We start from the raw sequence: 13965 nt of genomic DNA, 5'->3' as shown, positions 1-13965 counted from the left end.
TCTCAGGGCCGTGTGCCTATGCAGTGAGGCACAAACCAGGCAAAGAAGACTGCACCACGCCGTCGCTCCGGCGCCGTGTGTGCTCATGTGAAAGGAGATTCATGGTGATGGATTACGTCACCTTGTCGCAAGCGAAATCAGTCGACAGCGTTATTCAGTCCGTATTCGGACCAATCGTGGACGTTATGGAGAAGGTCGTGTTCTTCTCCATCCCCGTGGGCGGCGCCCAGCTGCCCCTCGTGGTCGTATGGCTACTCCTCGCGGGACTATTCTGCACATTCTTTCTTCGCGTCCGCCCCATCCGCGATGCGGCGCAAACGATGCACGTTATTCGCGGCCGGCTGGCCAAGAAATCTGACCCGGGCGAGGTGACGAGCTTCCAAGCCTTTGCTACCGAGCTCGCCGGAACGGTGGGACTCGGCAATATCGCCGGTGTGGCCGTGGCCATTGGTGCCGGCGGCCCCGGCGCCTCCTTCTGGATCGTCCTCGCCGGCGTGATCGGCATGGCCGTGAAGATGGCCGAGGCCACCCTCTCCCAGATGTTCCGCCGCGTCAATAGCGATGGCACCATCTCCGGTGGCCCCATGTATTACCTCAGCGATGGCCTCGCCTCCGTGGGCAAGGCCAAGCTGGGCAAGGTGTTGGGCATGACCTACGCCATCGGCTTCGCCATTGCCGCCTTCGGTGCCGGCAATATCTTCCAGGCAAACCAGGTGGCCCTGCACGTTATCGAAATTACCGGTGGCTCGGAGAGCTTCTTCAGCGGCAATGCGTGGCTGATTGGCGTCATCCTCGCCATCCCCGCTGCCGTGGTGATCATCGGCGGCATCCAGTCCATCTCCAATTGGACCTCCCGCATGGTTCCGCTGATGGCGGTGCTCTACGTGGTGGGTGTTCTCACCGTGCTCGCAGTGAACTTTGACAAGCTGGGAAGCGCCTTCTCCCTCATCATCTCCGGCGCCTTCACCCCTGAGGGCGTGACCGGCGGTGTGATCGGTGTGATGGTGATCGGTATCCAGCGAGCGCTGTTCTCCAACGTTGCCGGTGTTGGTACCGCTGGCTTCGCGCACTCCGCCACCAAGAACCAGAACGCCACCGAGGAGGGCCTGACCGCCGCATGGGAGCCCTTCGTCGACTCCGTTGTGGTCTGTACTCTCACCTCCCTGGCAATCATCACCACTGGCGTGTACCAGAACGCCAGCGATGAGGGCGTGATGATGGCCACCGGCGCCTTTGCCACCGTGAACCAGGGCTTTACCTATGTGCTCTCGCTGTGCATTGTGATTTTCGCCTTCTCCACCCTGCTGTCTTATGCCTACTACGGCCAGAAGGCCGCCGGCTATGTGTTCAATAACAGCAAGAAGGCCGAGATGGCCTATAAGATCGGCTACCTCATCATGATTGTGGTGGGTGCAGCCGTGTCGCTGGACACCGTCGTGCGCTTCTCCGACGCCGCCTTCTTCTTCGTGGCCATCCCCAATATTCTCGGTATCTACCTGCTGGCCGGGCCGCTGCGCCGCGAAATCGCCGGTTACCGCAAGGCCACCGCCGCCGGCAAGATGGAACCCGCTCCCGAGCCGGAGCAAGTAAAGATGCTGAACACCGATTAGTTCAGGCACACGCGCAACTCCGTGCCCTCGCGTGAGCTCGGACGCCCCGAGCCGCGAGTGCATCTTCCGCTGATACGCGCCTGTCTCTCCGCTCGCCGGAGGGTTGGGCCGCGGAACGGACTGTGCGCCCTCCACGGGGAGATTCTCGTTATTCTCCCCACCGCCACCACTGGCCTGGGGGTGCTGTTCTGCAGCACCCAGTACTCCAGGCACAAGGGGTGGCGATCTTTTTTCGGCGCTTCTTTCCCCACATTCCTGTCCGCTCGGTTACCTTGTTGGCTTCTCGCAGCCCGCGGCCTGGGCAGGAGTTACTGCCTACTGCGGTGGCATCCTTAAAGAACCATCGAGGCGGATGGTTTCTCCATTGAGATAGTCATTGTCCACGATGCTTTCTACGAGCGCGGCATATTCTCGCGGGTGCGCCATGCGCCCCGGGAGGGGCACGCGCGCTTCGAGTTCTTCGCGCACACTATCGGGCATTGCGGCCATCATTGGGGTAGCCACCACGCCCGGCGCGATGGCGTTCACCCTGATACCGCTGCGGGCCAGATCCCGGGCGGCGGTGAGGGTGAGAGCATGCACCCCGCCCTTGGAGGCCGCATAGGCTGCCTGGCCTATCTGCCCTTCGAATGCCGCCACCGAGGCGGTCATGAGGATGACGCCGCGAATGCCGTCCTCGTTCACCGGTTCTTGCTGGGCCATTACGGCCGCGGCCGCTGCCACCACCGAGAAAGTGCCCCAGAGGTTAATGTTGATCACCTTCGCGAAGAGCTCGGGATCGTGGGCCCCTGCCCGGCCCACGATGCGCTTCGAGGGCGCGATCCCGGCGCAGGTCACCACCACGCGGATCTCACCGAGGCGGGCGGCGGCGTCCACTGCCGCCTGCACCTGCTCCGGATCGCTGACGTCCACCGGAATGTAGTGCACCCCGTCGAGCGGCTGTTCACAGGCATCGATGGCATCGGGAAGATCACAGGCCGCGATAGTCATGCCGCGCTGCTGCAGGCGCTGGGCGGTTGCCGCCCCCAGCCCGGAGGCTCCTCCGGTGATGATGGCAACGGTTCCTGGTTCAATCTGCATGGCTGCTCCTTAAATCTGTACAGGGCTTATTAGACGAAGGCGGATATACCCGTGACGGCGCGACCAACAATGAGCGAGTTGATCTCATAGGTGCCCTCATAGGTGTAGAGGATCTCGGCGTCGTTGAGCAGTTTGGAGACCTCATAGTCAGTGAGGATGCCGTTGCCGCCGCCGATAGCGCGGGCTAGCTGCGCCGATTCCCGGGCGAGGCGGGTGCCGGTGGCTTTGACCAGCGCGGCGTGGGGCATATCGAAGGCGTCTTCTTCTTGGAGCCGTGCGATGGAGGCCATCATGGACAAGGTGGCGGTGGCATTGCCGAGGATTCGTGTGAGCTGTTCTTGTACCAGCTGGAAGGCGGCGATGGGGGTGCCGAACTGGATCCGCGTCAGCGCGATGTGGCGGGCGCGGTCGAACATGGCGAGCTGAATCCCTGCGGCCTGCCAGCCCACCCAGGCACGGGAGTTGCGCAGCATCTCATTGGTGGCGGCGAAGGATTCCGCTCCGGGGATGAGCGCAGAGTCTGGCACCTCCACGTGGTCGAAGACGAGGTCCGCGTTCTGCATGATGCGCAGGCCCATCTTGCGCGAGATTTTGCTTCGCGTAATACCGGGCGCGTCCAACTCCACGATGAAGCCCTTGACCTGCCTATCGGCAACATCGCGGGCGAAGAGGATGGCAAAGTCGGCGAAGGTGCCACCACCGATCCAGCGCTTGGCACCGTTGAGCACCCAGCCGTTTGCGGTGCGTTCGGCGCTTAATGCAAGGCCCCCTGCCACATCGGAGCCATGCTCCGGTTCGGTGAGGGCGAAACAGCCGAGGTTGTCGAAGCGCCGCAGCCCCGGCAGCCACCTGTTCTTCTGCTCGTCGGAGCCGAGCTGGCTGATGAGGTCTACGACCAGCTCATTGTGAATGCCGACCAGCGCGGAGAGGGAGACATCGGCGCGGGTGACCTCGGCATAGGCGAGCCCTTTGAACAGCCGTGAAGCGCCGGAGAATTCGAGTTCGCCTAATCCGTGCTCGGCGAGCAGAGGCAGCAGATCGAAGGGGAACTCTTCGCGGTCCCAATACTCGCCCACCGCGGGGCGCACCTGTGTTTGCAGGACATCGTGGAGGGCGGCAAGACGGGTGCGCTCCTGCTCGTCCAGCATGTGTGCCACGGCGAGGATATCGGCCTCGGGGATATGTGCTTTCGCGAGCAGGGCGGGATCAGTAGGGAGTCCGGCGTGCGGGTGGGACATGGGGTGCTCCTAAGATGAAACAAGGACAAAGCCACAACAGCATGTGTGTCCTAGAACACAAAGTACGGTTTATTCAGGAATTGTACAGTTGCTGCGTGGAATGTACAGCCCTTTGCCGAGATCCTGCGCTAGAAAGCCCCTCACTTCATGACCACTACCGCCCCCGTCGCCGCCCCGCTGACCCCACGCCAACAGGAGCTTTTTGCCACCCTGCGCAAGGATTTTCTCGCCCACGGTTTCGCTGATTTCACCATCGATCAGGCGGTGCGCACCCTGCATTGCTCGAAGTCCACCATCTATGCGGTGGGCCGAACGCGCGATGAGATCATCCGCCGGGTTTTGGTGAGTTTCTTTCGGGACGTGGCCGAGCACACGACTGCGGCGATCAGGGACGCAGGGAGTCGTCGACAAGCATTGGAGCGCTATTTCAATGCCATGTCCGAGGCCCTGCAGCCGGCGTCCCAAGAATTCATGCACGATATGTGCACGTTGCCGGTAGCCACCGAGGTCTACATCACCAATACCCGCGCGGCCACCGCCCAAATCCAGCGCATCATCACCGACGGCATGCAGGCAGGGGAGTTTCGCGAGGTACCGGCCTCCTTTTTAGCCGCGCTTATCGACGCCACCATGACCCACATCCAGGCGGGGGAATACGCCCACACCCTGCCCATTCAAGACACCTATCAGGTCTTGGGCGGGATTATCCTGCACGGCATCGACGCGAGCTGAGCCAGCTTAGGGCAGCAGCCGTAGCGCCTTGCCCAGGCGCAGCGCCGCCGTCATGATCCGCGCATAGCCGCGACGCGAGAGCCGCTGCGGGCCGCGAATGGAGAGGAAGCGCTGCTCGGTGATGTTTTGGGCGGCCGTGTATTTCATCATGCCCTCGCGGCCATGCCGGTGCGCCAGCCCGGAGTCCTTCCTGCCACCCATGGGGTTATCGATTGCCGCCCACGCGGCCGTGTAGCCATCGTTGATCGCCACCGACCCCGAAGTCACCTGCGGCGCCAGCTCCCAGGCGGTAGCGGGAGCGGCACACACGCTGGCATTGAGCCCATAGCGTGTGTCATTGGCCGCGGCGATCCCCTCCTGCACATCCTCCACCGGCTGGAGATACACCACCGGGCCAAAGACCTCTTCGGTGCGCAGCTGCGCCTGCTCCGGCACATCGCTGAGCACGGTGGCCTCGTAGAAATAGGGGCCCAGATCGGGGCGGGCGCGTCCGCCGGCGAGCACCTGCGCCCCGTGAGCGCGGGCGTCCTCCACAAAGGAGTGCACGCTCTCCAGCTGGGTGGCCGAGGCCAGCGAGCCCATATCCGCATCCCAAGCGAAACCGCGCACGTGGGAGAGCTGCTTAACCCGCTGCACAAAAGCATCGCGGAAGGCCGCATACACCGGCTTTTCCACATAGATGCGCTCAATCGACACGCACAGCTGGCCAGAATTGCTAAAACAGCCATCGATGGCGCAGCGCACCGCGGCGTCGAGGTCGGCATCGGCGCAGACGATCATCGGATTTTTCCCGCCTAGCTCCGCCGAGTAGCCGATCAGGCGGCGCCCCGCCGTCTCGCCTAAGAGTGCGCCGGTGGCGCTCGAGCCGGTAAACATCAAATAATCGCACTGCTCCGCCACGGCGCCGCCGACCACCGCGCCGGAGCCGGTGACGATCTGTGCCAGGTCGCGAGGCAGGCCAGCGTCGAAAAGCAACTGGTAGGCGAGCAATGCCGTAAACGGGGTGGCACTATCCGGCTTAAGCACCACGGCATTACCGGCCAAGAGGGCAGGAAGTGCATCGCAGATACTCAAGGAGAGCGGATAGTTCCAGGGGCTGATCTGCCCCACCACCCCATGAGGATGGTGGTACTCCCGCGAGCGCGAGAGCACCGGCATGGCGCCACGACGCCGCCGCGGGGCGAGGAATTTCTCCGCATGGCGGGCGTAATAGCGCGCATTGGTGGCCACGTCCATGACCTCATCGAAGGCCGAGGCGCGGTTCTTGCCGGTTTCCAGCTGCACAATATCGCAGAGCAGGTCTCGGTGGCGGAGAACGGCGTCATGAAAGCGCTCAACAATCACGCGGCGCTGTGCTGGGGAGACCGTGCGCCAGGCGGCCTGGGCGCTGCGCGCCCGAGCGAAGGCCTCCACCACATCCTCCTCGGTGCCGGCATAAACCCACGCAATCGTCTGGCCAGTGAAAGGGGCCTCCACCGGGATGCGTTCCCGCTCGCCGGCACCTTCCCGCGCGGGCACAGTGAGCTGGCGGAGGGACGCGGCGAGATCGGTGGGCAGGGGGCCAAGGGCGAGACGATGCGGCATCATGCCTCGGAGAGTACCAACTCCACTGCCCTGCCGGCGCTCTGCCCAGCAGCTCACGCACACATCAGTACATTTTTTGGCGAAACCGTATCATTTTGGAACATCTTCGTTTAGGCTTGAGACTCACATCACATCGACTCATGAATATTGATCCGCGCTACACCCGCCCAGCGAAGGAGTACCCATGGCTCAGGCGATAAGCCCCAACGACACCACCCGCGCATTTCTCGCGGCCCGCGACTTCCTCGTGGAACACCAGCAGGACTACGACGCAGCGCGCGCCGGCTTCCACTGGCCCCGCTTCGAGACCTTCAACTTTGCCAGCGACTGGTTCGACTATCTCGCCACCCACCCCGACTCCGCCACGCGCGAAGCCCTCGTGATCACCGAGGTCGATGGCTCCGATACCCGCCGCACCTACGCCGAGCTGGCGCAACGCAGCACCCAGCTCGCCGCCTGGTTTCAGCAGATCGGCATGCGCCGCGGCGACCGTGTGATGCTCATGCTCAATAACCAGGTGGAACTATGGGAGACGATGCTCGCCTGCATTCGCGGCGGCTTCGTGCTCAACCCGGCCACCGCGATGCTCGGGGCGGCGGATCTGCAGGATCGCACCACCCGCGCCGAGGTGACGTGGGTGGTGGCGAACCCCGAAGACGCCGAGAAGTTCAACGACGTAGACGGCGAGTTCACCGTGATCCAAATCGGCCCAGGCGGCAGCGATGCACCACCGGCACAACATTCCCATCCCACCGTGCAGTATTCCGAGTCCTTCCACGCGCCGACGGAGTTCGAGCTCAGCGAGGCAACCGGCGCGGACGATACCCTGCTGCTCTACTTCACCTCCGGCACCACCTCCAAGGCGAAGCTGGTGGAGCATACCCACACCTCCTATCCGGTGGGCCACTTAAGCACCATGTACTGGATCGGCCTCGAGCCGGGGGATGTGCACCTCAACGTGGCAGCACCTGGCTGGGCGAAGCATGCGTGGTCGAACTTCTTCGGCCCCTTCATCGCCGGGGCCACCATTTTCCTCTATAACTATGCGCGCTTCGACGCCGCCGCCCTGATGCAGAAGATGGACGAGGAGAAGGTCACCAGCTTCTGTGCCCCACCGACCGTGTGGCGCATGCTGGCCCAGGCCGATCTAGATCTTCTCACCACCCCGCCACGGAAGGTGGTGGCCGCCGGCGAGCCGCTGAACCCAGAGCTGATCAGCCATGTGGAAAAGAAGTGGGGCGTGACCATCCGCGATGGCTTCGGCCAAACCGAGTCCTCGCTACAGATTGCCAACTCCCCCGGCAATCCTGTGAAGGCTGGCTCCATGGGCCGGCCCATGCCCGGCTTCGAGATCGTGTTGAAAGACCCCGCCACCGATGAGCAGGGCGATCATGGAGAAATCTGTATCTCCCTCGACCCGCGCCCTGTGGGGCTCACCCCAGGCTATTATGGCGATCCCGCGAAAAATACCGAGACCTTCCGCGATGGCTTCTATCACACTGGCGATATCGCTGAGCGGGACGAGGACGGCTATATCACCTATATTGGCCGCGCTGATGATGTGTTCAAGGCCTCGGACTATCGTCTCTCCCCCTTCGAGCTCGAGTCTGCGGTGATCGAGCACCCGGCCGTGGCCGAGGTGGCGGTGGTGCCCTCCCCCGACCCGATTCGCCTCGCGGTACCCAAGGCCTATGTGATTCTCGCGGCCGGCTATGAGCCCACCGCCGAGACTGCCGAGAGCATTCTGCGGCATTGCCGGGCCGCACTTGCCCCCTATAAGCGGATTCGCCGCCTCGAGTTCCACGATCTTCCCAAGACCGTCTCCGGCAAGATTCGGCGCGTGGATCTGCGGCGCCGAGAGATGGACATTCACCAGGCGGATGCCGGGGCCTCGACGGTGGCCACAGAGTGGGCCGATAGCGATTTCCCCGCACTCAAAGGTTAAAAGCGGTCTCGCTGCTCAGCCACCTGGACACACAACACGCGCCCACCCGAATGCTCGGGGTGGGCGCGTGCTGTGCCATCGCGACGGTTTTTAGCGGTGAGTGAACTCGGCGTCGCGCTTGTTCACAAAGGCGTCCATGCCTTCCTTTTGATCCTGGGAGGCGAAGGCCGAGTGGAAGACGCGGCGTTCGAAGAGCACGCCTTGCTGCAGGGTGGTTTCGAAAGCGGCATTGACCGCCTCTTTGACCATCGTGGCGGCAACGAGAGACTTCGCGGCGATCTCCTCGGCCACCGCGAGCGTCTCCTCCAGCAGGGACTCCGTGGGCACCACGCGAGAGACCAAACCGGCCCGCTCGGCTTCCTCGGCATCCATCATCCGCCCGGTCAAGCACATGTCCATGGCCTTGGACTTGCCCACCGCGCGGGTGAGCCGCTGGGAACCGCCCATGCCGGGCAGCACGCCCAGCTTGATCTCCGGCTGCCCGAAGCGGGCGGACTCAGCGGCGATGATGAAGTCGCACATCATGGCCAGCTCACAGCCGCCGCCAAGGGCATAGCCGCTCACCGCGGCGATCACGGGGGTACGCACGGCGGTGAGCCCGTCCCACTCGGCAAACCAGTTGCTGCGGTACATGTCGGTGGCGGATTGCTCGGCCATCTCCTTGATGTCCGCCCCCGCCGCAAAGGCCTTCTCTGATCCGGTGATCACGATGCAGCCGATGGCATCGTCTGCGTCATAGGCTTGGGCCGCGGCAACGACCTCACGCATGGTGGCATCGTTGAGGGCGTTGAGCGCCTTGGGGCGATTGAGGGTGATCAGGCCAACACGGCCTCGGGTCTCGCACACAATAGTCTCGGTCATGGCTCTCCTTCGAGTTCAGAGTGATAGGTAGTTTTATTAGCTCGCTCGTGGGACAACGCCCCTCGGGAAACGCGCCACGGCGGTGTATCTGCCACGATACGCACAACTGCTGAGAGAGGGCATCGCCCCCTGAGCTATCGCCGCCTGCTAGGTGGCGCGCTCGAGCAGCAGGGCCTCGCCTTGGCCGCCACCGCCACAGAGGCTCACTCCCGCCCGCTGGCCCCGCCCGGCGTGCAGCGCCTGGGCGGCGTGCACCACCAGCCGCGCCCCCGAGGCACCGATCGGATGCCCGAGAGCAATCGCCCCACCATCGGGATTGAGTACCGCAGGCTCGATTCCCAGCACCCGCGCCGAGTGCACGACCACCGCGGCAAAGGCCTCATTGATCTCCACCCAGTCGAGATCACTCGCCCGCCAACCTTGGGCTGATAGAGCGGTCAGTATTGCTTGCGCCGGTTGTTCCTGCAGGGAGTTATCGGGGCCTGCGACCTGCCCATGCGCTTTCACGACCGCAAGGACAGTCCAACCCTGCTCCGCAGCGATACGCCGCTGAGTGAGCACCACCGCCGCGGCCCCATCGGAGATCTGTGAGGAATTGCCCGCCGTGAGCGTGCCCTCGGCAGCAAAGGCGGGACGCAACCGCGCGAGGGTATCGGCCGTGCACTCGGGGCGGATTCCCTCATCCTCGCTGAGCAGGACCTCCCCCTCGCGGGAAGAGGTGAGAACGGGAACGATCTCGGCGTCGAAGCACCCTTCCGCGGTGGCGCGGGCGGCCCGCTGATGCGAGCGCGCGGCCACCTCGTCTTGTTCCTCGCGGCTCGCGGGATAGCGCTGCGCGTGCGACTCCGCGAGCTCCCCCATGGAGATATGCAGGTCGGCCGCACTCAGCCCATCGTGACTCATGTGATCGAGAGTGTGCAGCGGGCCAAAGGTGGTGCCCCGCCTGCTGCCCATGAGTAGATGCGGGGCCTGGGACATGGACTCCATTCCACCAGCCACCACCACCTCGGCATCCCCGAGCCGCAGCATGCGGGTGGCGTCGATAATCGCGCTCAAGCCGGAGAGACATACTTTATTCACGCTCGCGGTGTGCGCCCGCGGAGAAATACCGGCAGCTAATGCCGCTTGTTTGGCGGGGTTTTGCCCTACGCCCGCGCTGAGCACATGCCCGAGAATCACCGCGTCGACTGCGGCGGCGGGAATAGTCGCGCTCTCAAGGGCGTGGCGCATGGCGATCGCTGCCAGCTCAGGCGCACTGAGCTGCGAAAGTGCACCGAGCATGCGGCCGGTAGGGGTGCGTGCAGCACCGACAATGACGATGTCCGTATCCGCGGTGATTGTCATGGGGCCTCCCGATGGAGAAACACAAGGTGTACGTTGTGAACCTCTATCGTACCGCCACCATGAGATCCACGCCACATCTTTGTGGGTATCTCCAGAAACGCCAAAGGGCACAGCCCCCGCAGTGGAAGGCTATGCCCTGAAGCTTTTATTAATCACGTGACGCTTGTCGACGTATTCTCCTAGTCGCGGCTACGCAGTCGGACCAAGAGGAGCGTGCCGCCGAGGAAGATCATCACGAGAGCAATGATGCTCATGGTGATCACCGAGGCACCGGTATTAGCTAGGCCGTGGCGCTTTTCTTCCTTAGCTGCCGACTTCGAGGGAGCCGCGGTGGTGTGAGGCACCGTGGTGTGAGGTGCGGAACCCTGAGTGCGGATCGGCTTCTCGGCAGTGGAGGTACCGGGAGCGGCCACCGAGCGAGTCGTGGAAGACGGGGTGGTGGACTCGGAGGTCTCGGAGTTCACAGAAGTGGTCTCCTCCGGAGTGGAGGTCTCGGACTCGGTGGTCTCGGACTTCTCCTCCTCGCGCTCAGTCTCCTTAGCCGGCTCGTCCTTCTTCGGCTCGTCCTTCTTCGGCTCGTCCTTCTTAGGCTCGTCCTTCTTAGGCTCGTCCTTCTTGGGCTCCTCGGGCTTAGCGCACTCGGGGCTCTTCGGGCAGGAGGGCTTTACCGGAGCCTGGGTGGGCTTTTCCGGAGTCTGGGACGGCATCGGTTCTTCAGAGGTGGTCTGCTCAGGCACAACGGGGGCAGACTTAACAACGATCGTCTGTGCGCGATCCTCGCGGTCCTGGTGCAGAACCTCGTGCCCACCTTCGACAGCCTCGCCGGCTTCGGTGCGTACTGCCTTTTCAAAGACAACGTAGGAGTGGCCGGGCTCCAGAGTGACCTTGCCGAAATCAACCTTGACGTTGCCCTTAGCCTCGCTCACGGTCTCCACCTGGGTGGCCTTAGCGACAACACGATCATCGCCTAGGTCCATGAGTTCACCGGTGAAGGTGTACTCCTTGCCCTGCTCAAAGCCTTCGTAGTCAATGGTATCGACCACATGCACTGCCTCGTCCACCTCGGCGGCGTCGAGCTCCACGGCTGCGTCTGCGGAGGCCTTTTCACCCTCCACAGAGACGGTGGTGCGCATAGCGGAGGGGGTGCGCTCCTCCTCCTTCTGGGTCTCCTTCTTGTTATCGTCCACGACCACACGCTCGCCATCCTTGCCGTGGGTCATCTCCACGGTAAGCAGGTTCTGGAAGGCTTCGGCATCGACGGTGCCCGCACGGCGCGGGGTCTGATCGGTCACATAGACGCGGATAACGGCGTCGTCCGGGTGCTGCTCCAGCTGCACCTCAGGATCTTGGCCGACAAGGGCGGCAGCGGCGCGAGCCACATTGAAGTTCTGGCGAGCAATGTCATCGACGGCGGCGAAGGAGTCAGCGCTGGGCTCCTTGGTGCCACGGGCGGTGAACATGTTGTCGGTGTAGCGCCATACAGCGAGCTGGGTGGCGTGGTAGAAGTCGCCCTCGCTGAGGCCGAAGCGATCCTTGATACCAGCTGCATCGAAGCCGTAGCCATTGTAGATGGTGCGCAGAATGGCATCGTTGAACTCGTCGCTGTTATCGAAGGCCGAGCTCGTCCCGGAACCGGGCTTGTTGGAGGCCTTGAGCAGATCATAGGACGAGGTCATGCGTACCGGATAGTTCGACTCGCCAGAGGTCGGAGGCTGCAGGCGCTGGTTGAAGCAGAATGCCACCTCGCCGTCGCTATCGGCAACGTTCTGTCCGGTCCATTCGGTGACACGGTAGTGACTGAAGGGTTCCTCAGCGCTGAAGCCGCGGTAGTCCTGCTCCTCGGCGTGAGCGGTAGCCGGGAGGCCCACCGCAATTACTCCCATGAGCAAGGTGATGGCGACCAGCACGGCCGCCCAGCTTGTTCTTAAAGCGTTCAATGTTCTCCTGCTTTTCAGTATTCGATCCGGCAGCGATCCGGGCGGATAGGTGTACCGCCCGTGGACACCGGGATTGTTTTTTGAGCCATAACACACACATCTCGTATACACGTGGGATGTCTATGGCGATGAAGTGGAAATCTAATACCTTTTTCAGGCTGCGGCAAGCCTGCACTGTTTACAACATTTATTCTTGTTGAAATGTCCACTTTTTAGCCTCAACCTGGACGGAATGCCCGATCGGACACTAATAATGTGGTAAACCGCAGATGAAGCGCTATTTTTGCAGCACACAGGCTTGCCCGCAAAGCCTACTTAGGTCACGGATTGGTAACTATCGGAACCGTTCGCCACATCAGTGAACGGCCCGACCATGGACGCGCCTTACATATATAGATAGAGTGTCATGTGCCCAGCGTATGGGCTTTTTTATCGCCCCACCAGCACATATGAAGGTGGTCACAGACATGGAGGTCCGATGAGTGGAGCTTGTCACAGTCTAGCATACATTGTGTTTTAGCTTATACTTACCTGTCGGGCGGCCTGAATAAGCTCTACAGAGACCTAGATGTGCCCTAGCTTCGCGATAAGCGGACGATGAACGCGAGATGATCTGCGTTCCCCACGGCCATGGTGGAACAGCCCCGAACATGAAACTCGGGAGAGACGAAGATGTGATCAATAGGGGTACGTAGGGGGTGGCTCTGCCATGTGGAACCGAAGGGAACCTGGGCAGGCCAGGTCCCGACCGCATTCCGTCCGCATACTTCGCTGGCGGCGATGAGCCGCTGCCGCTGGGTCAGCGGACCGTGTCGGAGAGTGGCATTGAAATCACCGGCGAGGAGAACGGGGCCAGGAAGTGTCTCCCCATAGCGGATGAAGGCCTGCGTCTGCTGCCGCCACCGCTCCATGAGAAAAGGCACTGGTGGCACGGGGTGCACACCGGCTACGTGGAAGCTCTGCCCCGTAGGCGGGGTGATCGTCGCCGCCTTCGACTCCAAGTCAAAGGACGGGACCGCAGCTGGGGCGACCGAGCCGAGACGAGGGTGCACAAGCACTTGGGTGGCCGCCGGCCCCCGTGCCGAGTGCTCAGGGGCGGGATCGATAAAGGCCTGCTCAAATTCGCTGCCCTGTACCGCGGCGTCCACGCGGGAGCGCTCTGCTTCCGGCAGGACGACGATATCGGGATCCGCTGCGGCCACGAGTGCCTGAAAGCCGGCGGCAGACAGCGTGTTTTGGCTGTTTAAGGTGACCACCGTCAGCTCCGAGGCCGCATCCGGCGGCGGTGCAGGTAGGCTGCCACGAGCAGGCGCAGGCACGGGAACCACGGCCAACACGGTCGCCAACGCCACCGTTATCACGCCCGCTATCGCCTCGAGAATCCGGAAGGTGGTGCGGCGCCGCACCACCGCCTGGAGCAGCAGAACGAGACCGCACACAAGCCCGCCTGCAGCCATGAGATAGGGAAACGCGATCAGCTGGGCGCCGCCGAGGCGAGTGCTCAACCAGCGGGCGGGTGCCCAGTGGGGAACGAGGATGACGAGGCCACAGGCTCCGAGCATGCTCCACAGGGCGAGCTGTACCAAGACAGCGCCAGCCCTTCTCATCAGCGGCACCCCTTAATTCTTAACCAC

General features: G+C 62.9%; 10 protein-coding genes. 3 read left to right on the top strand and 7 right to left on the bottom strand.

The window, feature by feature from the left end:
• Positions 1-107: 107 nt before the first annotated feature.
• Positions 108-1610 (top strand): sodium:alanine symporter family protein, encoded by a 1503-nt coding sequence (locus KRX12_RS09995; protein ID WP_255549180.1) that lies wholly within the window; start codon positions 108-110, stop codon positions 1608-1610.
• 315 nt (positions 1611-1925) lie between these two features.
• On the opposite strand, the gene KRX12_RS09990 is transcribed toward KRX12_RS09995, so the two are convergent.
• Both KRX12_RS09990 and KRX12_RS09985 read right to left on the bottom strand, forming a co-directional pair.
• Positions 1926-2690 (bottom strand): SDR family oxidoreductase, encoded by a 765-nt coding sequence (locus KRX12_RS09990; protein WP_218366544.1) that lies wholly within the window; start codon positions 2688-2690, stop codon positions 1926-1928.
• Positions 2691-2719: 29 nt separating this feature from the next.
• Positions 2720-3928: an acyl-CoA dehydrogenase family protein gene (locus tag KRX12_RS09985; RefSeq protein WP_218366543.1), complete on the bottom strand. Its 1209-nt coding sequence runs from the start codon at positions 3926-3928 to the stop codon at positions 2720-2722.
• 147 nt (positions 3929-4075) lie between these two features.
• On the opposite strand from KRX12_RS09985, the gene KRX12_RS09980 reads away from it, so the two are divergent.
• The gene (locus tag KRX12_RS09980; protein ID WP_218366542.1) at positions 4076-4660 is read left to right on the top strand and encodes a TetR/AcrR family transcriptional regulator; all 585 of its coding nucleotides are present in this window, start codon (positions 4076-4078) and stop codon (positions 4658-4660) included.
• A 6-nt stretch (positions 4661-4666) separates the two neighbouring features.
• Here the strand turns inward: KRX12_RS09980 and KRX12_RS09975 are convergent, their stop codons facing one another.
• Positions 4667-6247 carry a succinic semialdehyde dehydrogenase gene (locus KRX12_RS09975; protein ID WP_218366541.1) on the bottom strand — a complete coding sequence of 527 codons (1581 nt, stop codon included), beginning with the start codon at positions 6245-6247 and terminating at the stop codon, positions 4667-4669.
• 181 nt (positions 6248-6428) lie between these two features.
• On the opposite strand from KRX12_RS09975, the gene KRX12_RS09970 reads away from it, so the two are divergent.
• On the top strand, positions 6429-8189 hold the full coding sequence (locus KRX12_RS09970) for an AMP-binding protein (RefSeq protein ID WP_218366540.1): 1761 nt from the start codon (positions 6429-6431) through the stop codon (positions 8187-8189).
• Positions 8190-8279: 90 nt separating this feature from the next.
• Here the strand turns inward: KRX12_RS09970 and KRX12_RS09965 are convergent, their stop codons facing one another.
• The 4 genes from KRX12_RS09965 to KRX12_RS09950 form a co-directional block, all read right to left on the bottom strand.
• Entirely contained in the window at positions 8280-9050 is a 771-nt protein-coding gene (locus KRX12_RS09965; protein WP_218366539.1) for an enoyl-CoA hydratase, read from the bottom strand.
• A 147-nt stretch (positions 9051-9197) separates the two neighbouring features.
• Positions 9198-10394 carry an acetyl-CoA C-acyltransferase gene (locus KRX12_RS09960; protein WP_218366538.1) on the bottom strand — a complete coding sequence of 399 codons (1197 nt, stop codon included), beginning with the start codon at positions 10392-10394 and terminating at the stop codon, positions 9198-9200.
• Positions 10395-10573: 179 nt separating this feature from the next.
• Positions 10574-12301, bottom strand: a complete 1728-nt coding sequence (locus KRX12_RS09955) for a thioester-forming surface-anchored protein (RefSeq protein WP_218366537.1) — start codon at positions 12299-12301, stop codon at positions 10574-10576.
• Positions 12302-12906: 605 nt separating this feature from the next.
• Entirely contained in the window at positions 12907-13893 is a 987-nt protein-coding gene (locus tag KRX12_RS09950) for an endonuclease/exonuclease/phosphatase family protein (protein WP_218366536.1), read from the bottom strand.
• Between the last annotated feature and the right edge of the window lie 72 nt (positions 13894-13965).

Origin of the sequence: Corynebacterium sp. TAE3-ERU2 (assembly GCF_019209955.1) — a bacterium.
In the GTDB taxonomy this organism is placed as follows: Bacteria; Actinomycetota; Actinomycetes; order Mycobacteriales; family Mycobacteriaceae; genus Corynebacterium; species Corynebacterium megadyptis.
The sequence above is the reverse complement of the archived record's forward strand: the minus strand, read 5'-3'. Positions and strand labels throughout refer to the sequence as shown.